15 protein-coding genes are annotated in these 23,137 nt (G+C 69.3%); 3 read left to right on the forward strand and 12 right to left on the reverse strand.

What is annotated here, in order from left to right:
• Positions 1-71: 71 nt before the first annotated feature.
• Positions 72-1,646: an alanine/glycine:cation symporter family protein gene (locus ABD883_RS08290; protein WP_295688697.1), complete on the reverse strand. Its 1,575-nt coding sequence runs from the start codon at positions 1,644-1,646 to the stop codon at positions 72-74.
• A gap of 235 nt (positions 1,647-1,881) precedes the next feature.
• A complete protein-coding gene (locus tag ABD883_RS08295; RefSeq protein WP_345031336.1) occupies positions 1,882-5,220 on the reverse strand; it encodes an Rne/Rng family ribonuclease in 3,339 nt (1,112 codons plus the stop codon).
• Between the two features lie 343 nt (positions 5,221-5,563).
• On the opposite strand from ABD883_RS08295, the gene ABD883_RS08300 reads away from it, so the two are divergent.
• Positions 5,564-6,289, forward strand: coding sequence for a vitamin K epoxide reductase family protein (locus ABD883_RS08300; protein ID WP_345031339.1), 726 nt, complete (start codon positions 5,564-5,566; stop codon positions 6,287-6,289).
• On the opposite strand, the gene ctaD is transcribed toward ABD883_RS08300, so the two are convergent.
• From ctaD to ABD883_RS08335, 7 genes are all read right to left on the reverse strand, one after another.
• Entirely contained in the window at positions 6,235-7,965 is a 1,731-nt protein-coding gene (gene ctaD, locus ABD883_RS08305) for an aa3-type cytochrome oxidase subunit I (protein ID WP_295690127.1), read from the reverse strand. The genes ABD883_RS08300 and ctaD overlap by 55 nt on opposite strands.
• A 256-nt stretch (positions 7,966-8,221) precedes the next feature.
• On the reverse strand, positions 8,222-8,641 hold the full coding sequence (ndk, locus tag ABD883_RS08310; RefSeq protein WP_137319460.1) for a nucleoside-diphosphate kinase: 420 nt from the start codon (positions 8,639-8,641) through the stop codon (positions 8,222-8,224).
• Between the two features lie 163 nt (positions 8,642-8,804).
• Positions 8,805-9,176 (reverse strand): DUF4233 domain-containing protein, encoded by a 372-nt coding sequence (locus ABD883_RS08315; protein ID WP_137319459.1) that lies wholly within the window; start codon positions 9,174-9,176, stop codon positions 8,805-8,807.
• The gene (locus ABD883_RS08320) at positions 9,173-10,687 is read right to left on the reverse strand and encodes a bifunctional folylpolyglutamate synthase/dihydrofolate synthase (RefSeq protein ID WP_295690129.1); all 1,515 of its coding nucleotides are present in this window, start codon (positions 10,685-10,687) and stop codon (positions 9,173-9,175) included. The genes ABD883_RS08315 and ABD883_RS08320 overlap by 4 nt, the downstream gene beginning before the upstream one ends.
• Positions 10,684-14,010 (reverse strand): isoleucine--tRNA ligase, encoded by a 3,327-nt coding sequence (gene ileS, locus ABD883_RS08325; RefSeq protein WP_295690130.1) that lies wholly within the window; start codon positions 14,008-14,010, stop codon positions 10,684-10,686. The genes ABD883_RS08320 and ileS overlap by 4 nt, the downstream gene beginning before the upstream one ends.
• A gap of 476 nt (positions 14,011-14,486) precedes the next feature.
• The gene (locus tag ABD883_RS08330; protein WP_295690132.1) at positions 14,487-15,239 is read right to left on the reverse strand and encodes an SDR family oxidoreductase; all 753 of its coding nucleotides are present in this window, start codon (positions 15,237-15,239) and stop codon (positions 14,487-14,489) included.
• 254 nt (positions 15,240-15,493) lie between these two features.
• Positions 15,494-16,663, reverse strand: coding sequence for an acyltransferase (locus ABD883_RS08335; RefSeq protein ID WP_295690134.1), 1,170 nt, complete (start codon positions 16,661-16,663; stop codon positions 15,494-15,496).
• 82 nt (positions 16,664-16,745) lie between these two features.
• On the opposite strand from ABD883_RS08335, the gene valS reads away from it, so the two are divergent.
• A complete protein-coding gene (gene valS, locus ABD883_RS08340; RefSeq protein WP_345031351.1) occupies positions 16,746-19,406 on the forward strand; it encodes a valine--tRNA ligase in 2,661 nt (886 codons plus the stop codon).
• 89 nt (positions 19,407-19,495) lie between these two features.
• Positions 19,496-20,185, forward strand: a complete 690-nt coding sequence (locus tag ABD883_RS08345; protein WP_295687600.1) for an AIM24 family protein — start codon at positions 19,496-19,498, stop codon at positions 20,183-20,185.
• A gap of 70 nt (positions 20,186-20,255) precedes the next feature.
• Here ABD883_RS08345 and clpX read toward each other — a convergent pair whose 3' ends face one another.
• The 3 genes from clpX to ABD883_RS08360 all read right to left on the reverse strand — a co-directional run bounded on the left by clpX (position 20,256) and on the right by ABD883_RS08360 (position 23,074).
• Positions 20,256-21,536 (reverse strand): ATP-dependent Clp protease ATP-binding subunit ClpX, encoded by a 1,281-nt coding sequence (gene clpX, locus ABD883_RS08350; protein ID WP_295687603.1) that lies wholly within the window; start codon positions 21,534-21,536, stop codon positions 20,256-20,258.
• 246 nt (positions 21,537-21,782) lie between these two features.
• A complete protein-coding gene (locus ABD883_RS08355) occupies positions 21,783-22,430 on the reverse strand; it encodes an ATP-dependent Clp protease proteolytic subunit (RefSeq protein WP_137319451.1) in 648 nt (215 codons plus the stop codon).
• A 20-nt stretch (positions 22,431-22,450) separates the two neighbouring features.
• Positions 22,451-23,074 carry an ATP-dependent Clp protease proteolytic subunit gene (locus ABD883_RS08360; protein WP_295687608.1) on the reverse strand — a complete coding sequence of 208 codons (624 nt, stop codon included), beginning with the start codon at positions 23,072-23,074 and terminating at the stop codon, positions 22,451-22,453.
• Between the last annotated feature and the right edge of the window lie 63 nt (positions 23,075-23,137).

The raw sequence follows: 23,137 nt of genomic DNA on the forward strand, positions 1-23,137 counted from the left end.
GACGGAGGCCGGAACCCCAGGGGTTCCGGCCTCCGCAGGTGCAGCTCAGCTAGGGCAGAGCTTCCGCGCGATCACAGGTTGCCCTGCTCCTGACGGATCTCGACGAGCTCCTGCTCGTCCTCGGCACCGAGCTCGTGCAGGGTGCCCGCCCTGCGGTCCTCGAGGTACTTCTTCATCTCGCGCTTGACGACCGGCATGAGCATGTACAGGCCGAGGATGTTAATGAAGGCGCACATGAACAGCGCGGCATCGGCGAAGTTGATGACCTGGCCGAAGGTCGCGACACAGCCGATGATGATGAACGCCATGAGGATGAGGCGGAACACGATGTCCGTGGCCTTGCGGCGGCCGAACAGGTAGTGCCATGCCTTCTCGCCGTAGTACGCCCAGGTGATGAGGGTGGAGAAGGCGAACAGGGTGACGGCGATCGCGAGCAGGATGGGCCACCAGCCGGCGATCGTGGTGAACGCGTCGGAGACCAGCGTGACGCCGTCGGGCGACACACCCTCCGCGGCGTAGTCCTGCTGCGCCTGCGAGTAGGAGGCCTGGTCGGCGATGATGATCGTCAGCGCGGTCATGGTACACACGACGACGGTGTCGATGAAGGGCTCGAGCAGGGCGACGAAGCCCTCGGAGACCGGACGACGGGTCTTCACCGCCGAGTGGGCGATCGGAGCCGAGCCGATGCCGGCCTCATTGGAGAAGGCCGCACGCTGGAAGCCGACGATCATGACGCCGAGGAAGCCGCCGGCGATGCCCTGCGGGCTGAAGGCGCCGGAGACGATCTCGCCGAAGGCCGCCGGGATGTGACCGAAGTTGCCGATGAGCACGATGAGGCAGGACACGACGTAGAGGATGCCCATGCCCGGGACGAGCTTGTCGGTGACCCGGCCGATCGACTTGATGCCGCCGATGATGACGAGGCCGACGAGGACGGCGATGATGATGCCGACGATGAGGCCGGCCCACTGGCCGCCGAGCACGCCCTCGCTGCCGCCGGTGACGTTCTTCAGCTGCGCGAAGGTCTGGTTGGCCTGGAACATGCCGCCGCCGGCGACGCCGAAGAGGAGGATGGCGATGGCGAACACGCCGGTGAGCACGGTGGCGACCGGGGTGGAGAACTTGCGGAAGGCGACGGGCAGGTACTTGAAGGGACCGCCGTGGACGACGCCGTCGGAGTCGATGGTGCGGTACTTGACGCCGAGTGTGCACTCGACGAACTTCGTCGCCATGCCGAGCAGACCGGCGACGATCATCCAGAAGGTCGCGCCGGGGCCGCCCATGGCGATCGCGGCGCCGACGCCGGCGATGTTGCCGAGGCCGACGGTGCCGGACAGCGCCGAGGACAGGGCCTGGAAGTGGGTGACCTCACCCGGGTCGTCCTTCGAGGAGTACTTGCCGCGCACCACCTCGAGCGCGACGCCGAAGCCGCGGAACTGGATGAACCCCGTGTAGATCGTGAACACCAGGGCGCCGATGATGAGCCAGGCGACGACGATCGGGAAGCTCACGCCGCCGATGGTGATCGGGAAGAAGATGATGTTCGAGAATGCGGTGACGAACGGGGACAGGATCGAGTCGACCTGCTGCTCGATCGGGGACAGTTCGGTCGCAAGGATGTCAGCCTGTATCGATGTTCTACTCATGGAACACTAAACTCCACGAGAATGTGACCTGGATCAAGCCAGGACAGGGTGGCGCCCGGTTTGGTTACTCAACTGTTACCTCGGTCACAGCAGGTGACGCGCACCACACTCCTTTCGGCCCAGCCTCGGCCCAGGTCGGACGGACGACAACGGCGGCCGGGGACCCAAGGTCCCCGGCCGCCGCTGGCACGTCCTGTGCGCTCCGAATCCGGCTGATCTCAGCCGCGTCGCGCGCTCAGCCGTCCATGCCGATCATGAGCACCGGCAGCGCCGCCTTCGTCTCCGCAGGCTTCGTCTCCGCCGGCTTGGTGTCCGCCGGCTTCTCGACCGGCTTCGACTCCGATGCCTGCGGTGCCGGCTCCGGCTTCTCCTGCACCTGCGGCGCCTGCTGGACACGGGTCGCGCTGTCCGCGCCGATCATCAGCGGCGCCGGGCCGGTGGGCTTCGTCGGTGTGCGCTTGGCACGCGGCTTCCGGGCGGCGCGCTTCGGCTCCGCCGGCTCGGCGTCCTCGGCAGGCGCAGTTCCGGGCACGGTGCCGGTTGCCCCGGAGTCGGCAGGCTGGGAGTCCTCGGTGCCGGAGTCGGACCGTGCGGGCTCGGACTGCACCGCGGTCGCGGGTGCGTCCTCGCTCCGGGTGTCCTCGCTCCGGGAGTCGTCGCTCTGTGCGCCGCCCCGCCTGCTCCCCCGGCCACGGCCGCGGCGGCTCGAGCGGCGACCCGCGGTCTTCTCCTCGGAGCCGTCCGAGCCGGGATCGGGATCACCCGACCCGCCCGTGCGGGATCCCTCGCCGGACTCGTCCGCTGCGGGTGTCCCGGCCGCGGTCCCGTCCCCGGGCACCTCCTCGGCGTCCGCGGCCGAGGCCTCCGCCGCGTCCTCGTCCTTCTTGAGGGTGGCCTTGGCGATCGCGGCGACCGCTGAGCGCGAGGCGTCCTGCTTCTCCTCGTCGATCGGCTCGGAGTCGTTCCGCCTCTGGTCCTGGCGGGAGTCCTTGGCGGAGTCCTGCCCCTTCCGGCGGCGCGAGGAACGGCCCTGCGACTGGCCGCGCCCGGATTGCTCCGGCTCGGTGCCCGGGAGCAGCAGGCCGCGCCCGGTGAAGTCCTCGCCCGCCTGGGCGAGCGACTCGGCCAGGCCGGTGCCGATCCTCTTGCGGGTCATCTGCACGAGTCCGAGCGAGGTCACCTCGGCGACCTGGTGCTTGGTGCGGTCCCGGCCCAGGCACTCGATGAGGCGCCGGACCACGAGGTCGCGGTTCGACTCGAGGACCATGTCGATGAAGTCGACGACGATGATGCCGCCGATGTCGCGCAGCCGCAGCTGGCGGATGACCTCTTCGGCCGCCTCGAGGTTGTTCTTCGTCACCGTCTCCTCGAGGTTGCCCCCGGAGCCGGTGAACTTGCCCGTGTTGACGTCGATGACCGTCATCGCCTCGGTGCGGTCGATGACGAGGGAGCCGCCCGAGGGCAGGTTGACCTTGCGATCGAGCGCCTTCTCGATCTGCTCGGCCACCCGGTAGTGCTCGAAGATGTCGCCGTCCGCCTCGTACCGGCTCACCCGGTCGAGGAGGTCGGGCGCGACGGCCTCGACGTACTCGCGGATGGTCTCCCACACCTTGTCGCCGTCGACGACGAGGGCGGAGAAGTCCTCGTTGAACACGTCGCGGATGATCCGGACGGTCATGTCGGGCTCGCTGTAGAGCAGCTGCGGGGCCTGCACCTTGGTCGACTTCGACTTCTTCTCGATCGACTCCCAGCGCTTCGACAGCCGTTCGACGTCGCGCCCGAGCTCCGACTCCGAGGCGCCCTCGGCGGCGGTGCGGACGATGACGCCGGACGAGCCGGGCACGAGCTCCTTGAGCACCTTCTTGAGCCGCTGGCGCTCGGTATCGGGCAGCTTGCGCGAGATCCCGGTCATCGAATTGCCGGGCACGTAGACGAGGAAGCGACCGGGCAGCGAGACCTGGCTGGTGAGCCGGGCGCCCTTGTGGCCGATCGGGTCCTTGGTGACCTGGACGAGCACGGGATCCCCGGGGTTGAGCGCGACCTCGATGCGGCGCGGCTTGCCCTCCATCCCGAGGACGTCCCAGTTGACCTCCCCGGCGTAGAGGACCGCGTTGCGGCCCTTGCCGATGTCGACGAACGCGGCCTCCATGCTCGGGAGCACGTTCTGCACCTTGCCGAGGTAAACGTTGCCGATGATCGAGGCGTGGGCCTTCGCCTCGCTGAGGTAGTGCTCGACGGCGATGCCGTCCTCGAGCACGACGAGCTGTGTGCGGCCATCGGTCTCGCGCACGAGCATGGTGCGCTCGACGGATTCGCGGCGGGCGAGGAACTCCGCCTCGGTGATGACGGGCCGGCGGCGACCGGCCTCGCGTCCCTCGCGCCGCCGCTGGCGCTTGGCCTCGAGCCGGGTCGAGCCCTTGAGACCGGTGACCTGGCTGTCGTCGGACCCTCCGCCCGCGGGCCTGCGGCTGCGGGTGCGGCGGCGCCGACGGCCGTTCGAGCCGTCCTCGGAGTCATCGTCGGCGGAGTCGTCGCCGCGGCCGGAATCGTCCTGGCCGCCCCTGCGATCCTGGTCCTGCTGCGAACCGCGGCCCGAACCGCGTCCGGAGCGGCGGCGGGACCGGTTCGAGCCACCGCTACCGGAGTCGTCGGTGTCTTCCGAGTCGTCTTCGGAGTCCTGCCCGTTCGACGCGTCGGAGTCGTCCTGCTGGTCGCGGTTGCGCGACCGCCGGCCGCGACCGCCGCGCCGACGGCGGCGCGGCTGGGAGTCGGAGTCGTCCGAGTCGTCGTCGGAGTCGTCGGTGTCGCGGGCATCGTCCCGGGAGTCGTCAGCGGAATCGCCGTCGCCGGAATCCTCGTTCCCCGAGTCGCCCGAACGCCGGCGGGAGCGGCGACCGGATCCGCGGGAGCGCGAGCGGCGGCCGTCGCGGCGGCCGCGGTCGTCGTCGCTGTCGCCCGCGTCCCCGGAGTCGTCGGAATCCTCGGAGTCGTCACGATTGTCGGTGTCGTCGTCCGCGGAGTCGTCGTCGAACTCGTCCACGTCGTCCTCGTCCCACTCCGAGTCGACCTGCTCGGCGAGCTCGGGATGGGGCGGCTGGAACAGCAGTCCTCCGCCGGTGGGGATCGGGGCGGCTTCGAAGGTCACCGGCTCCTCAGGGGCGGAGAACGCCTGGTTGAAGGCGAAGGGATTGCGGAGGTCCACCTGCGCGGGGGCGGCGGCCTGTACGGGGGCGGGATCGTCATGGTCGTCGGACTCGTCCGCACCGCTCACGGCGGACTCGAAGATCAGTCCGCGGTTGGCGACGGCGGAACGCGCCGAGCGCGGTGCCGACTCGTCCCGGGCGGCGCGGGGCGCCTCGGCCTCGTCCGGGTTCCCGGAGTCGCGGCGCACCGGCGGTGCGGCGGGCTCGCGGAGCGAACCGGCCGCATCGGCCAGTGAGTCGAGGCGGGCGCGGGTGTCCTCATCGACCTGACCGGATCCGTCCGTCCGGGATTCGTGCTCTGCGCGGAGGTTCTCGAGATCCGCGAGGATCCCGGCGGTGGGATCCTGCTGGTCCTCTGGGGTGTTCGTCATGGTGCACTGCTCCTAGCACCGAGCGGCGGGCGGCACACCGACTCGCCTGCGCTGCGGTTCGACCGGTGTCCGGGTGCGTACCCGGATCCAAAAACCTGTGGCGTACAGGGGCGGCTCGCGCGATAGTGTCGGCGCGGTGGCCAGGCCCATGCCGCTTCGTCTTGTTACCTGCCGGCGGGAGAGCCAGGCTCGGTGGAAGCGGGAGACCCGCTTGGTGTGAATGGCGGGTCGCCATGAACATTATGTCACAGGCGCCCCGGCAGACCGTCGAACGGGCCGCGGGACGGCGGGTGCCGCATGCCCGCGCTTGTGCCCGCGCACCGAGCAGGTGCATTCTGGCGGGGTGAGCGCATCGCATTCTTCCACCACCGACCACGAGCACGACGACGCGGAGTTCGGCGATTCCGGGTCCGACGGCACCCGGTTCGACGACGGCGAAGGACACCTCGACCCCGGGGCGCGTTCCGGGGGGCCCTGGTTCATGGACGAGGTCAAGCTCGGGATATTCCTCGTCGTGAGCTCGGTCATCGGCTTCCTCGCGTCCTTCGAACTCTCGATCGACAAGGTCCGGCTGCTCGAGAACCCCTCGGCGACGCTGTCGTGCGACTTCAATCCGTTCTTCTCCTGCGGCAGCGTCATGGCGTTCGAGCAGTCGCAGATCTTCGGGTTCCCCAATCAGTTCCTCGGGATCGCGGCGTTCATCTTCCCGCTCCTGCTCGGTGTCCTCCTCATCACCCGCACCCGGGTCCCCGGCTGGGTGCTGGTCGGCCTGAATCTCGGCCTGCTCGCCGGCACCGTGCTCGTGATGTACCTCTACTACTCCTCGATCTTCGTCATCGGGATCGGCTGCCCGTGGTGCATCGTGGTGTGGACCGTGACGATCCCGCTGTTCTGCGTGGTCACCGGTTACAACGTCATCGCCGGGAACCTCGGCGCCGGGCTGCGCGACAACGGGGTCGTGCGGGCGATCGCCGGCACCGCGCTCATCATCGCCGTGCTCTGGCTGATCCTCGTCTATGCGTCCATCGTGTTCCGCTTCTGGGTGTTCTTCGGCTCGCTCGTCGGCTGACGGGAGAGCTCCAGGAGCTCGAGCAGCTCCGGGTGGTTCGCGTCGAACGCAGGGCGCTCGGAGCGGATCCGGGGCAGCGAGGTGAAGTTGTGGCGCGGCGGCGGGCACGAGGTCGCCCACTCGAGGGAGGAGCCGTAGCCCCACGGGTCGTTCACCGTGACCTTCGGTGCCTTGCGGGCGGTGACCCAGACGTTCCAGAAGAACGGGATCATCGACAGGCCCAGGATCAGCGAACCTACGGTGGAGATCTGGTTCATCCACGTCCAGCCGTCCTGCGGCAGGAAGTCCGCGTACCGGCGCGGCATGCCATCGGCACCCATCCAGTGCTGGATGAGGAACGTCATGTGGAAGCCGATGAACAGCAGCCAGAAGTGGATCGTGCCGAGCGACTCGTTGAGCATCCGGCCCGTCCACTTCGGCCACCAGAAGTAGAACCCGGCGAACATCGCGAACACCACGGTGCCGAAGATGACGTAGTGGAAGTGGGCGACGACGAAGTACGAGTCGGACACCTGCTGATCGAGGACCGGGCTGGCGAGGATGACCCCGGTCAGCCCGCCGAACACGAACGACACGAGGAACCCGAGGGACCAGAGCATCGGAGTCTCGAAGGTCAGGGAACCGCGCCACATCGTGCCGATCCAGTTGTAGATCTTCACACCCGTCGGCACCGCGATGAGCATCGTCATGAACGCGAAGAACGGGAGGAGGACCGCACCGGTGACGTACATGTGGTGGGCCCACACGGTGACGGACAGCGCGGCGATCGCGATCGTCGCGTAGACGAGGCCCTTGTACCCGAAGATCGGCTTGCGGCTGAAGGCCGGGAAGATCTCCGACACGATGCCGAAGAACGGCAGTGCGATGACGTACACCTCGGGGTGGCCGAAGAACCAGAACAGGTGCTGCCAGAGGATCGGCCCACCGTTCTCGGGGCTGAAGAGATGCGCTCCGGCGATCCGGCCCGCCGCCAGGCCCAGCAGCGCCACCGCGAGCGGCGGGAAGGAAATGAGGACGAGCATGCCGGTAGGGAGCACGTTCCAGGTGAAGATCGGCATCCGGAACATCGTCATGCCCGGAGCCCGCATGGTGATGATCGTGGTGATGAAGTTCACCGAGCCGAGGATGGTGCCGAAGCCCTGGAACGCCAGGCCCATCGCCCACAGGTGTCCGCCGAGCCCGGGGGTGAAGGTCGTGTTGCTGAGCGGGGCGTAGGCGGTCCAGCCGAACGAGGCAGAACCCTGCGGGGTGAGGAAGCCGGCGATCGCGATGAGGCTGCCGAACAGGAAGAGCCAGAACGCGAAGGCGTTGAGGCGCGGGAACGCGACGTCCGGCGCGCCGATCTGCAGCGGCATGATGACATTGGCGAAGCCCGCGAAGAGAGGGGTGGCGAACATCAGCAGCATGATCGTGCCGTGCATGGTGAACAGCTGGTTGTACTGCTCCTTCGTCTCGATGATCTGCATCCCGGGCTCGAACAGCTCGAGCCGGATGAGCAGCGCCATGACGCCGCCGATGCAGAAGAACGTGAAGGACGCGATGAGGTACATGTACCCGATGGTCTTGTGGTCCGTCGAGGTGATCCACTCGACGAACGGTGCGCGCCGTCGCACGGGTGGCCGCTCGGGTGTCGGTGTGCGTCGTCCGGTGTCGGGGATCTCGGTTGCGCTCGTCATGACCGCGCCTGCTTCCATCGGCTGGAATGTGCGCGACGGGTCGGCGGTGGCCCTCCTCGCGCGGCCCGGAGATCGACCGGGGGCCATTCCGGTTCCTCGAGCTTCCCACCCGGGCACCGGCCGGTCTACGGATCGGACGCCTCGGACGCGAACTGCGCGGTATCCCGCAGAAACCGCGCAATTCCGCGCAGTTCGTGGGATACCGCGCAGTCCGGCGCGGGGCCGGCCCATGAGTGGGAGCCGGCCGGTGGGCGTCTCAGCCCTCGGGGAACCAGATCGCGATCTCGCGCGCGGCGGATTCCTCGGAGTCGGAGCCGTGGACGAGGTTCTTCTGCACGTTCAGCCCCCAGTCGCGGCCGAGGTCGCCGCGGATGGTGCCCGGGGCCGCAGTCGTCGGGTCGGTGGTCCCGGCGAGCGAGCGGAAGCCCTGGATGACCCCGTGGCCGGATGCGACGAGCGCGACGAGCGGCCCCTCCGACATGAACTCGACGAGCGGCGGGTAGAAGGGCTTGCCCTCGTGCTCGGCGTAGTGCGCGGCGAGCTGTTCGGGGGTGGCCCGGAGGAGCTCGAGGCGTTCGACGGTGTAGCCCTTGGTCTCGATGCGGGCGATGATCGCTCCGATCAGTCCGCGTTCGACGCCGTCGGGCTTGACGAGCACGAGAGTGCGTTCGGTCACGAGGGGTTCTCCTTCAGGGATCTCGGTTTCGCAGGCGGCGGCCGGTGTGCGGCGCCGCGATCAGTCTAGGACATGCAGGGCCCGGCGCACCGGGCGAGACGGCCTCGGGCCGGTGCACCGGGCGAGACGGTCCCGGTCGGGCGCACCGGGGCCGCGCCGGCGCTCAGCGGCCCCAGGCGGTGAGCTCGCGATCCATCCGCCGCCCCCAGTAGACGGCGACCGCCCACATCACCCCGAACACGGCCCCGACGAAGAACAGCGAGGTCATGACGAATCCGGCGGCGAGGATGAGGATCTGCGCGAGCCAGCCGAGCGCGATCCCCGCGCTGCGCTGTCCGCGACGCCGTGGCAGGGTCGCCACCGCAAGGATGCACAGTGCCGCGAGCGCGGTCGCACCCCCGATCACCCAGCCGAAGGGCACGGGCCGCAGCCCGAAGCCGGCGAGCGCGGCGAAGTAGATGACGAGCACCTCGGAAACGAGCACGGTCGCGCACAGCAGCGGGATCTTCGACTTCTGGGCGGCCGCGCCGGTCATGAGGCGTCCTTCCGGCCGAGCAGCGTGCGCGCCTCGGCGACGGTGGTGAGCGAGCCGGTGACGACGATGCCGACTCCCGGTTCGCCATCGGCGAGTGCGAGGTCGATCGCCTCCATGAGGGCCGCGTTCATGTCCTCGGCGCCGATGACATCATCGGGGTCCCACCATTCGCCCGCCGCCGCGGCGAGCTCCTCGCGCGGCAGTGCGCGTTCGGAGCGGGCCTCGGTGACGACCACCCGGTCGGCGAAGCGGTGGACGTGCTCGAGCACGCCGTGGAGGTCCTTGTCGCCGAACATCGCGAGCACGGCGACGACCTCGCGGAAGTCGAAGGCCTCCTCGATGGTGTCGGCGAGGACGCGGGCGCCGTCCGGGTTGTGCGCACCGTCGACGAGGATCGTCGGCTCGCTCCGGAGGATCTCCGCGCGTCCCGGCGAATCGACCTGGGAGAACCCCTGGGCGACGGTCTCCGCATCGAGCGGCTTCTCCCCGTCGGACAGGAACCGCTCGCAGATGGCGAGCGCGAGCGCGGCATTGTGCACCTGGTGCGCTCCGTGGAGCGGGAGGAACAGGTCCGGGTAGATCCCGAACGCGCCGCGGAGCGTGACGAGCTGGCCGTCGACGGCCTGCTGCCGGGAGATCACGGCGAAGTCGCTGTCCTCCCAGGCCGCGCTCACTCCGCGCTCCTCGATCTGCGCGGTGAAGGCGGCTGCGGCCTCCGGGTCCTGCCGGGCCAGCACGGCAACCGGGTCCGGGGCCGGACTCGGGTCGACGGTGCGGTCGAGGATCCCGGCCTTCGTCGTGGCGATCGCGGTGAGATCGGGGCCGAGGAACGCGGTGTGGTCGAGGCCGACGGGGGTGAACCCGCACACCTGGGCGTCGGCGACGTTCGTCGAGTCCCATTCCCCGCCCATCCCGACCTCGAGCACCATGACGTCGACGGGGGCGTCGGCGAACACGGCGAGGGCGAGGACGGTGAGGGCCTCGAAGTACGTCAGCCGGGCCCGGCCGGCCGCCTCGAGCTCGGCGTCGACGACGGCGAGCACCGGCGCGATCTCGTCGTGCACGCGCACGAACACCGGTTCGGGCACCTCGGCGGAATCCACCGCGATGCGCTCGGTGACCCGGTGGAGGTGGGGGCTGGTGAAGCGGCCCACGCGCAACCCGTGCGCGGTGAGCAGCGCATCGACCATCCGGACGGTCGAGGACTTGCCGTTCGTGCCGGTGATGGTGATGACCGGCGCCGCGGTGTGGACGTCGCCGAGCAGCTCGCAGGCCCTGCGCGTCGCGTCGAGCCGCGGTTCGACCATCGTCTCGCCGGCCCGCGCGAGCAGCTCGGCGTAGACGCGGGCGAGGTCTGCGGTGCCGCGCGCGTCGGCCGGCAACGGGCGGTCCTCGGAGGTCCCCGTCACCGCCTCGACGGCAGGGGCGTCCGGGTCGTCGGGCAGGAGCGGGGCGAGCTCGCCGCCGGGGAGACCGTCGGGAAGCTCCTCGGGGAGGTGCTGATCCGTCATGCGCGGCTCACCTGCAGGCGCGCATCGGGGTGGAGCTCACCGGCCGGGAACACGCCCTCCTCGGACTCCGGCAGCGGTGCGGCGGTGAGCTCGAGCCGCTCGGTGAGCGTCTCCCCCTGCACCAGCTCGGTATGGGCGCGGAGGTGGTCGAGCGCGGGCTCGGGGGCGGAGATCGTCACCCGGATGCGGTCGGAGACGTTGAGGTCGAGCTGCTTGCGGGCGTTCTGGATCGCGCGCACGGTGTCGCGCGCCGCACCCTCCGCCTCGAGCTCGGGGGTCACGGCGGTGTCGAGGGCGACGAAGCCGGAGTCCATCGCGGCGAGCGCGGCATCGGCGCCCCCGGCGTCGGCGACCTCCTCGAGCGTGTACTCGCCGTCGACGAGCTCCATGCCGCCGGCGGTCACGACCCCGTCGACCACCGACCAGTCGCCGGTCTTCGAGCCCTTGATCGCCTGCTGCACCTGCTTGCCCAGGCGCGGGCCGGCCGCGCGGGCGTTGACGGTGAGCTTCTGCTCGAGGGTGAAACCAGCGGCCGCAGCCTTCTCGAGCGGCAGCACGGTGACCTGCCGCACGTTGAGCTCGTCGGCGATGATCGCGGTGAAGTCCTCGCCGAGCGCGGTGTCGGTGGCGACGGTGAGCCCGGCCAGCGGCAGCCGCACGCGCAGGCTGTTCGCCTTCCGCAGGCTCGAACCGGTGGAGCACACGTCCCGGGTCCGGTCCATCGCGGCCACGAGCTCGGGGTCGGCGGTGAACAGGGAAGCATCCGGGTAGTCCTGCAGGTGGACGGAGCGCTCGCCGGTGAGGCCGCGGTAGATCTCCTCGATGGTGAACGGGATGAGCGGGGCGGCGGCACGGAGGAACGCTTCGAAGCACGTGTAGAACACGTCGAAGGACTCGCGCGTGTCCGGGGTGCCGTCCCAGAACCGGCGCCGCGAGCGGCGCACGTACCAGTTGGTGAACATGTCGAGGTGCTCGCGCACCATGTCGCAGGCGCCCCAGATGTCGTAGGTGTCCATGCGGGCCTCGAAGGCGCGGAGGAAGTCGTGCGTCTTCGCCAGCAGGTAGCGGTCGAGCACCCGGGTCGACTCGTAGCGGGGGCGGGCGGCGTAACCGGTCTTCTCACCCGAGTCGGAGTCCGCGGAGTTCGCGTAGGTGGCGAAGAAGTGCCAGGCGTTCCACAGCGGCAGGATGACCTGGCGCACGCCGTCGCGGATGCCCTGCTCGGTGACGACGAGGTTGCCGCCGCGCAGGATCGGGCTCGACATGAGGAACCAGCGCATGGCGTCGGAGCCGTCGCGGTCGAGGACCTCGTTGACGTCGGGGTAGTTGCGCAGGCTCTTCGACATCTTCTGGCCGTCGGAGCCGAGCACGATCCCGTGGGAGATGCAGTTGAGGAACGCCGGGCGGTCGAACACCGCGGTGGCGAGCACGTGCAGGGTGTAGAACCAGCCGCGGGTCTGGCCGATGTACTCGACGATGAAGTCGCCCGGGAAGTGGTGGTCGAACCAGTCGCGGTTCTCGAACGGGTAGTGCACCTGGGCGTAGCTCATCGACCCGGAGTCGAACCACACGTCGAGGACGTCGGTGACGCGGCGCATCGTCGACCTCCCCGTCGGGTCGTCGGGGTTGGGCCGGGTGAGCTCGTCGATGAACGGGCGGTGGAGGTCGGGCTCCCCGGCCTCGTTGCGCGGCAGCCGTCCGAAGTCGGCCTCGAGCTCGGCGAGCGAGCCGTAGACGTCGGTGCGCGGGTGCTCGGGGTCGTCGGACACCCACACCGGGATCGGCGAACCCCAGAAGCGGTTGCGGGAGATCGACCAGTCGCGGGCGTTGGACAGCCACTTGCCGAACTGACCGTGCTTGACGTTCTCCGGCACCCAGGTGATCTGCTCGTTGAGCTCGACCATCCGGTCCTTGAAGGTCGACACCGCGACGAACCAGCTCGACACCGCGCGGTAGATCAGCGGGGTGCGGCAGCGCCAGCAGTGCGGGTAGGAGTGCTCGTAGGTCTCGTGGCGCACGAGCAGCGCGCTGCGCCCGGCGAGCGGACCGGTGTGATGCTTGAGGTCGGCGATGATCGGCTTGTTCGCGTCGAACACCTGCTGGCCGGCGTAATCGTCGACGGGGTGCTCGAAGCAGCCGCTGTCGTCGACGGGACGCGCCGCCCGGATGCCGTAGGTGTCGGTGAGGACCTTGTCCTCCTCACCGAAGGCCGGCGACTGGTGGACGATGCCGGTGCCGTCCTCGGTGGTGACGAAGTCGGCCTCGAGGATCGTGTGCATCCGCTCTCCGAACTCCTCCTGGCGTCCCTCGAAGTACGGGAACGGCGGCTCGTAGCGGCGGCCGGCGAGCTCGGGGCCGGGCACGGTGGCGACGACCTCGGGCTCGGCGCCGAGCTCGCTGGCGTAGGCGGCGAGGCGCTCGCGGGCGAGGACGAGGACATGCCCCTGCAGCTCGGGGGCGGCGTCCTCGCCGGGGAACACGGCGACGTACTCGACCTCGGGGTTCGCGGCGACGGCCTGGTTGCTCGGCACCGTCCATGGGGTCGTCGTCCAGATGAGGACGTACTGCTCGGCGGAGTCGACCTCGGCGCGGCCGGTGCCGAGCTCGACGGGATCGAGGAGCCGGTAGCCGATCGTCACCGAGGGGTCCTGACGCATCTTGTAGACGTCGTCGTCCATCCGGAGCTCGTGGTTGGACAGCGGGGTCTGATCGCGCCAGCAGTAGGGCAGCACGCGGTAGCCCTCGTAGACGAGGCCCTTGTCCCACAGCTGTTTGAACGCCCAGATGACGCTCTCCATGTACTCGACGTTGAGCGTCTTGTAGTCGTTGTCGAAGTCGACCCAGCGACCCTGCCGGGTGACGTACTCCTGCCATTCGTCGGTGTACTTGAGGACCGAGGCGCGGCAGGCGGCGTTGAACTCGGCGATGCCCATGTCGGAGATCTGGGACTTGTCGGTGATGCCGAGCTGGCGCTCCGCCTCGAGCTCGGCGGGCAGTCCGTGGGTGTCCCAGCCGAAGCGGCGCTCGACCCGCTTGCCGCGCATGGTCTGGTAGCGCGGCACGACGTCCTTGACGTAGCCGGTGAGGAGGTGGCCGTAGTGCGGCAGGCCGTTGGCGAAGGGCGGTCCGTCGTAGAAGACGAACTCGTTCTCCCCGTTCTCACCGGCGGGCCGGTTGTCGATCGAGGCCTGGAAGGTGCCGTCCTCCTCCCAGAACCGCAGCACATCGGCTTCGATGGCGGGGAACCGCGGAGAGGCGGTGAGCCCGAAGGCGGAGGTCGACTTCTTCGGGTAGAGCGGAGCGGAATCGTGCTGTTCGGTCATGAGCGTCCCTCGGGGTTCGTCCGGTTCGATGGTGTGTCGGTTCGATCCGTGCGAGGACGACATCACTGCCGCGGTACCACCCCGCTTATCCGCCCACCCGCCGGGTCGAGCCCGGACCTCCGACCTGCCCGGACCGATGTCGGGGCAGATGATCGGTCCGCGGCTCCGGTGGGGAGCGGATCGCTCATTCCTGCAGGCTGTGACGGGCCCACCCGTCCGGTTCTACTGGGCCGCGGCGCCACGCCCGAGGCGGACGCGCGCGGCTGTTCTTCCGAATGCTCCCCGGTGATGGCCGGATCAGCGCAGTTCCTCAGTCTAGCGCACGGCCGCACGGGGTCCAGTCCACCGTCGCGCCCGCGCGCCCGCTGCCGAACTGCGCGGTATCCGACGACTGCCGCGCAATTGCGCGCGCGGATTCGGATACCGCGCAGTTCGAGCCCGCTGGGCCGGCCGGGACCCCGGGGTCCAGGCGGGCCTCAGAGGCCCTGGTGCCTGGCGACCTTGTGCTGGGCGGCCTGGGCGATCGGGCGGATGACCATGAGGTCCACGTTGAAGTGGTGCGGCCGGGTGAGCGTGTAGACGACGGCGTCGGCGCAGTCCTCGGCGGTGAGCGGGTTCTCCACGCCCTCGTAGACCTTGTCGGCCTTCTCCTGGGATCCCAGCCGCTTGCGGGAGAACTCCTCGGTGGCGACCATGCCGGGAGCGATCTCGATGACCCGCACCGGCTGCCCGGCGAGCTCGAGGCGCAGGGTCGCGGCCGTCGAGTGCGAGCCGTGCTTCGCCGCGACGTACCCGCCGCCGCCCTCGTAGGCCTGGTGGCCGGCGGTCGAGGACATCACGACGATGTCGCCGCGCCCGGACTCGACGAGCGCAGGCAGCAGCGCCTTGACGCACCGCACCACGCCGAGCACGTTGATGTCGAACATCCGCCGCCAGCCGTCGACGTCGGCCTCGGCCACGGTGTCGGTGCCGAGCGCGAACCCGGCGTTCGCGACGAGCGCGTTGACGGGGCCTCCGGCGACGACCTGCTCGGCCATCCGGGCGACGTCGGCGTCGCTCGTCATGTCGGCGACGACGACCTCGGCCCCGGTCTCGGCCGCGAGCTCGGCGAGCCGGTCCTCGCGGCGGGCGACGGCGACGACGTCCCACCCCTCCCGGCGGAGGCGGCGGACGGTGGCCGCTCCGATTCCCGAGCTCGCTCCGGTGACGACTGCGCGCAGATTGGACATGGCTCCTCCGTGTTCCTGGTGGTCGAGTTCCCGGTCACCCGCGGTCACGGGTTCGGCGGTCCTGCGGCCAGCCTACCGGGGTGCGCCGCCGGTGGGCGGAACCGTGCCCGAGGCGCCCGCGGCCCGGCAGGACCGAGCCCGAGCCCCGCGGTTCCTGCACCGGCCGGCACGATCTGCACAGGATCCGCAGGCTCCTGCAGGTCGCGTGGGAGCCCCGACCGGTCGGCGAGCGACCGACGCCCCGGTGAGCGCGCTCAGCACCCGGGCGTCCCGAGGTGGGAGGGGCCGGACCCCGTCGACCCGGTGCCCGGAGAGCCGTCGCGGAGAGAGTCCTCGGCGGCGAGTCGGCGCATCCACCGGCGCGGCGGCCGCCCCTCCCCGAATGCGGCCCGCACGAGCGGGGTCCGCAGCGCGATCATCGTGAGGACGGTGCACACGAGGGTGTAGACGATCGGCATGACGAAGCCGTGGAGCGCGACGTCGCCGAGGCTCGACGGGCCGCCGATGAGTTCGCGCATGGGGAACAGGAGCAGCGGGTGGAGGAGGAACACGCCGAAGGAGTACGGATAGAGGCGAGTGAGGAGCCCGAACCCCGAGCGCATGGAGAAGTGGAGGAGGAGGTAGGCGGCGAGCGACATCGCCACGACCATGGGCGAGAGGTACTCGTAGGAGAACTTCCACGGCTTCTCCCCCGGGCCGAACCCCGCCCACAGGAAGGTCGACAGCACACCGGAGGCGAACACGAGTGCGGCGATCACGGCCTGCCGGCGGGTGAGGATCCAGTCGCGCAGCACCCAGCCGAGCACGTAGTAGCCCATCATCGGCAGGAAGCGGGTGGCCGCGTTGGACTCCCCGACCCCGAACGCCGAGGCGAAGATCCCGTCGGCCATCCCGATCCCGAGCAGGATGAGCGCGGTCCCCCACTGGACCCGCCGCGAGCCGTGCGTGGACAGGAGCCGCATGAACGGCGTGAGGAGCGTGAGCCCGGCGAGCACGTAGAGGAAGTAGAGCTGGACGAACGGCGAGCCCGAGGCGATCGCGAGGATCGGATCCCAGTCCGACTCCCGACCGCCCATGTAGTAGAGGCGGAACAGGACATATATCACGGTCCACACGACGAGCGGGATCCCGATCCGGAAGACCCGCTTGAGGAGGAACTCGCGTGGTCGGCCGCCCTTGGCCGGATCGAGGGCGAGCGCGCCGGCGATCATGAGGAACACCGGAACGGACCAGCGGGCGGAGGAGTCGATCGCATTGGCGAGCCACCACGCGCTCGTCCCGAGATCGGTGTACCGGGTCTCCACGGTGTCGCCGATCGCGTGGATCGCCACGACAGCGATGATCGCCAGCGACCGGGCGGGGTTCATCCAGCCGGTCGAGGTGGGCGGGGGGTTGTCCTCCCCCACGCGTCCGAGCAGTGCCATGCCACCATCGTGCCACGGCAGCGCGCCGCGACGGTCCCGCCTGTTTGGATTGCACCTGCACCGGTGCGAGAATCTGAGCACTATGACTCAACCTGCCTCGCGCACACATGACTCGGTGCATCTCCCGGACAAGCCGGCCCTCGAGGGCCTCAAGGACAAGTGGGACGCGAACTGGGGTGAGTCCGGCGTCTACGCGTTCGATCCCGACACGCAGCGCGACGCCGTCTACTCCATCGACACTCCCCCGCCCACCGCCTCGGGCTCCCTGCACGTGGGGCACGTGTTCTCCTACACCCAGACCGACATCATCGCCCGCTACCAGCGGATGACGGGGAAGAACGTGTTCTACCCGCTGGGCTGGGACGACAACGGCCTGCCCACCGAGCGGCGGGTGCAGAACTACTACGGCGTGCGGTGCGAGCCCAGCCTGCCCCACGAACCGGGCTTCACCCCGCCGGCCAAGCCGGCGAAGAACCCGCGGGACTTCGTGCCGGTGTCCCGGCAGAACTTCATCGAGCTGTGCGAGCAGCTGTCCGCCGACGACGAGAAGGTCTTCGAGGACCTCTTCCGCTCCGTGGGCCTGTCGGTCGACTGGAAGTACACCTACCGCACGATCGACGACACCTCGCGCGCGGTGAGCCAGCGGGCGTTCCTCGCCGACCTGGCGGGCGGCCACGCCTACTCCACCGATGCGCCGACGATGTGGGACGTGACCTTCGGCACCGCGGTCGCCCAGGCCGAGCTCGAGGACCGCGAGAAGGAGGGCGCCTACCACCGGGTGGCATTCCACCCGGCCGCCGCTGACGGCACCGCCGACACCTCCGTCGACCCGATCATCATCGTCACTTCGCGCCCGGAGCTCATCCCCGCCGTCGTCGCGCTCGTCGCCCACCCCGACGACGAGCGCTACCGGCCGTACTTCGGCACCACGGTGGTGTCCCCGCTGTTCGGCGTGTCCGTCGAGGTCCGCCCCCACGAGCTGGCGAAGGCCGACAAGGGCACCGGCATCGCCATGGTCTGCACCTTCGGCGACCTCACCGACGTCACCTGGTGGCGCGAGCTCGACCTGCCCACCCGCCCCGTGATCACCCGCGAGGGGCGTCTGGCCCGCGAGGTCCCCGAGTGGATCGCGGACTCGCCCAAGGCCGATGCGGCCGAGCTCTACACGCAGCTCGCCGGCAAGACGACCTTCACCGCCCGCAAGGACATCACCGAGCTCCTCCGGGAATCCGGCGACCTGCTCGCCGACCCGGAGCCGATCACCCACCCGGTGCCCTTCTACGAGAAGGGCGACAAGCCGCTCGAGGTCGTCACCAGCCGCCAGTGGTACATCCGCAACGGCGGGCGCTCGGCCGAGCTGCGCGACGCCCTCGTCGAGCGCGGGCGCGAACTCACCTGGTACCCCGGATTCATGCGCTCGCGCTATGAGAACTGGGTCGAGGGCCTCAACGGCGACTGGCTCGTCTCCCGCCAGCGCTACTTCGGCGTGCCGATCCCGCTGTGGTACCGCCTCGACGCCGAGGGCAGCCCCGACTACTCCTCTCCGATCGTGCCCGAGGATGCCGCGCTGCCCGTCGATCCGCAGGCCCAGGCTCCCACCGGGTTCAGCGAGGATCAGCGCGATCAGCCCGGTGGCTTCACCGGCGACCCGGACGTCCTCGACACCTGGGCGACCTCCTCGCTCACCCCGCAGATCGTCGGGGGCTGGTCGCGGGACCAGGCGCTGTTCGACACGGTCTTCCCGTTCGACCTGCGGCCGCAGGGTCACGACATCATCCGGACCTGGCTGTTCTCCACCGTGGTGCGCGCCAATTCGCTCAATGATTCGATCCCGTGGACGAACGCCGCGCTCTCGGGCTGGATCCTCGATCCGGACCGCAAGAAGATGTCGAAGTCCAAGGGCAACGTCGTCGTGCCGAGCGACATCCTCCAGGAGGCGAAGCCCGGGTTCGGCCCGGACGCCGTGCGCTACTGGGCCGCGAGCGCCCGGTTCGGCGCGGACACCGCCTACGACGTGTCGCAGATGCAGATCGGCCGGCGGCTGGCGATGAAGCTCCTCAACGCCTCGAAGTTCGCGCTCGCCCAAGGTGTGCATTCCCGACTCGTGGGACGCGGCGAGCTCATCACCGAGCCGCTCGACCGGGCGCTGCTGACCTCGCTGCGGGCCACCGTGGCCGACTGCGGCACCCATATGGCCGCCTACGACTATGCCCACATGCTCCGCGCCGCGGAATCCTTCTTCTGGGAGTTCACCGACGACTACGTCGAGCTCGTCAAGGACCGGTCCTACGGCGCCGACGGGGAGGCCGCCCAGCTGTCGGCGCATGCGACGCTGGCCACCGCACTCGACGTGCTGCTGCGACTGTTCGCCCCGATCACGCCCTTCGTCACCGAAGAGGTGTGGTCGTGGTGGCGCGAGGGCTCCGTCCACCGGACCGCCTGGCCGACCGTCGAAGCGCTGCCGGAGTTCTCCGCCGCCGAGGCGCCCGCCGGCATGCTCGCCGACGTCGCGACGGTGCTCGGCGAGGTGCGCCGCACGAAGACCGAGGCGAAGGTCTCGCAGAAGACGGAGATCACCCGCGCCGTGGTCACAGCCGTTCCCCGGATCATCGAGCTCGTCACACTGGCGGAATCTGACCTGCGTGCCGCCGGCCGGGTGAAGGACTGGGAGCTGCGTGCCGTCGACGGTGCGGAGCTCGCCGTCGCCGAAGTCGAGTTCGCTATGGCGGATCCGCAACGCTGAGGCCTCGTCCACGGAGCTCCGGGGATCTAGGCTGGGGAGTGCGAGCCACCGCTCGCACTCCCCTTCTTTGTCGTCACGAGGAGCCCCTGATGCGAAGCGAACTCTTTGCCAAGCGCAATGCCGAACAGGAGAGCAACCAGCGCTGGACGATGCAGTCGTCCAAGATGCTGCGCGCGCTCGTCACCCCCGATGCCCCGATGGTCGCCACGAAGGGCGCGATGGTCGCCTACCAGGGCAACGTCGAGTTCACCCACCAGGGCTCCTCGTCCGTCGGTCAGTTCCTCAAGAAGGCGATGACGAACGAGGACACCCCGATGATGCGGGTCGAGGGCCACGGCGAGGTGTTCTTCGCCCGGCAGGCCGCGAACATCTTCATGATGCAGCTCGAGGGCCAGCAGGACGCCCTCACGGTGAACTCCTCGAGTCTGCTCGCCTTCGATGCGAACCTCGCCTGGGACATCAAGCGGATCAAGGGCGTCGGAGCGCTCGCCGCCGGTGCCGGCCTGTTCAACCTCGAGATGTCCGGGACCGGCACCGCCGCGGTGTGCTGCCAGGGCGATCCGATGATCCTCGACTGCTCGCGCACCCCGACCTTCGTCGACCCGCAGGCCGCCGTGTGCTGGTCGGCCAACCTCGCACCGAGCATCAAGTCCGCGGTGAGCGTGGGGTCGTTCTTCGGCCGCGGGTCCGGGGAGAGCTTCCAGCTCGTGTTCCACGGTCCCGGCTTCGTCGTCGTGCAGCCCTCGGAGGGCTACGGTCAGACCGTCGCCACGCAGTGATCCGGGGAGACAGCGGATGCCCGGTGCGGACCATACGGTCCGCACCGGGCATCCGTTCTCCGCTGTCCGGTCAGGCGGACTTGGGCCTGCGCTGCTGGGGTTCGGAGTCCTTCTTCGGCACGATCGTCGGGGCGGCGTTGCTCTCCACCACCGCCTTGGTGACGACCACGGAGCCGACGTCGTCGCGGCTCGGGATGTCGAACATCACCGGCTGGAGCACCTCCTCCATGATCGAACGGAGGCCGCGCGCACCGGTGCCGCGCAGCAGTGCGAGGTCGGCGATCGCCTCGAGCGCCTCGGACTCGAACTCGAGCTCCGCCCCGTCGAACTCGAACATCTTCTGGTACTGCTTGACGAGCGCGTTCTTCGGTGCGGTGAGGATCGACATGAGCGCCTCGCGGTCGAGGTTCGACACCGTGGCGAGCACCGGCAGGCGGCCGATGAACTCCGGGATCAGCCCGAACTTGAGCAGGTCCTCCGGCATGAGCTCGGAGTAGAGGTCGTCCTCGTCCTGCTTGGACTGGATGAGGGCCCCGAAGCCGATGCCGTGCTTGCCCTTGCGGGAGGCGATGATCTCCTCGAGGCCGGCGAAGGCGCCGGCGACGATGAAGAGCACGTTCGTCGTGTCGATCTGGATGAAGTCCTGGTGCGGGTGCTTGCGCCCGCCCTGCGGAGGCACCGAGGCCTGTGTGCCCTCGAGGATCTTGAGCAGCGCCTGCTGCACACCCTCGCCGGACACATCGCGGGTGATCGACGGGTTCTCCGACTTCCGTGCGATCTTGTCGATCTCGTCGATGTAGATGATGCCGGTCTGCGCCCGCTCGACGTCGAAGTCGGCGGCCTGGATGAGCTTGAGGAGGATGTTCTCCACGTCCTCGCCGACGTAGCCGGCTTCAGTCAGCGCCGTGGCGTCCGCCACGGCGAACGGCACGTTGAGGCGCTTCGCGAGAGTCTGGGCGAGGTAGGTCTTGCCGGAGCCCGTGGGGCCGACGAGGAGGATATTCGACTTCGCGATCTCGACGCCGGAATCCGCGTCCGACCCGGAGTCGGTGAGTGCGCGGATGCGCTTGTAGTGGTTGTACACCGCGACGGCGAGGGCCTTCTTCGCCGGCTCCTGGCCGACGACGTACTCCTGGAGGAAGTCGTAGATCTCGCGCGGGCGGGGCAGCTCCGTCTCCTCGACCTCTGCGGTCGATTCGTTGAGCTCCTCCTCGATGATCTCGTTGCACAGGCCGATGCACTCATCGCAGATGTAGACGCCCGGCCCGGCGATGAGCTTCCGGACCTGCTTCTGGGACTTCCCGCAGAAGTTGCACTTGAGCAGGTCAGCACCCTCAGTTCCGCGAGCCACTGTCACAACCTTTCAGCGGGGCATGTGCCCTCAAGACTATCCCTGTTCGGATGAACACCTCAACAGCATTCCACATCCCGCTGACACGGCGCCGGACCCGGCTCCGGAGGCGTGTCGAGGAACCGGGCCCGCGGCCGGCGGCGGCCGTGTGCGCGACGGTCCCGAATGCGCAACGGGGCGCGGACCTCTGCGGTCCGCGCCCCGGGCGCCCGGCGCCGTTCGCGGCGTCGGGGATGAGACCGATCCTCAGCGCACGGCCTTGCGCGAGGTCAGCACCTGGTCGACCAGACCGTAGTCGAGCGCCTGGTCGGCGGTGAGGAACAGGTCGCGCTCGATGTCGCTCGACACCTGCTCGGCCGTCTTGTTCGAGTGGGACGCCAGGGTCTCCTCGAGCCAGGTCCGCATGCGCAGCACCTCGGCGGCCTGGATCTCGATGTCCGAGGCCTGCCCGTGACCCTGCCCCTGCATGGACGGCTGGTGGATGAGCACACGGGCGTTGGGCAGCGCGAGGCGCTTGCCCTTGGTGCCCGCCGCGAGCAGCACTGCCGCCGCGGAGGCCGCCTGGCCCAGGCACACCGTCTGGATCTCCGGCTTGACGTACTGCATGGTGTCGTAGATCGCGGTGAGGGCGGTGAACGAGCCGCCCGGTGAGTTGATGTAGAGGGTGATGTCGCGGTCGGGGTCCTGCGACTCGAGGACGAGCAGCTGGGCCATGACGTCGTCGGCCGACGTGTCGTCGACCTGCACGCCGAGGAAGATCACGCGGTCCTCGAACAGCTTGGTGTACGGATCCTGCCGCTTGAAGCCGAACGGGGTGCGCTCCTCGAACTGCGGCATGACGTAGCGCGAGGTCGGCATCTGGCCGGCGGCGGCCCACGGTGAGAGATTCGTCATTCTTCTGACTCCTTGGTTCTTCAGTTGAGCGCGGACTCGCCGGACATGTCCTCCGAGCCGGTGATGACCCGGTCGATGAACCCGTACTCGCGGGCCTCCTCGGCGGTGAACCAGTGGTCGCGGTCGTTGTCCTTGAGGATCTGCTCGAGCGACTTCCCGGTCTGCTCGGCGGTGAGCTCGGCCATCTGCTTCTTCATGTGGAGGATGAGCTCGGCCTGGATCTTGATGTCCGTGGCCGTGCCGCCGATCCCGCCGAGCGGCTGGTGCATGAGGATGCGCGCGTGCGGGGTGGCGTAGCGCTTGCCCTTGGCGCCCGAGGACAGGAGGAACTGGCCCATCGAGGCGGCCATGCCCATGGCCACGGTGCCGACGTCGGGCTTGACGTGCTGCATGGTGTCGTAGATCGCCATGCCGGCAGTCACCGAGCCGCCGGGCGAGTTGATGTAGAGCCAGATGTCCTTGTCCGGGTCCTCCGCGGCGAGCAGCATCATCTGAGCACAGATCATGTTGGCGTTCTCGTCCCGCACCTCCGAGCCGAGCCAGATGATGCGCTCCTTGAGAAGGCGGTTGAAGATGTGGTCATCGAGGCCCAGTCCCCCGGTTCCGCCTGCGGAAACCGGTGAGGCGAACTCGTGTGTGCTCACGTTTCACTCCTGTTGTCTGTTGCTGTCCTGTACTGGACTCTAACCGCTGCATCCGGGGATTTA

It is taken from the genome of Brevibacterium pityocampae, from assembly GCF_039541555.1.
Classification (GTDB): Bacteria; Actinomycetota; Actinomycetes; order Actinomycetales; family Brevibacteriaceae; genus Brevibacterium; species Brevibacterium pityocampae.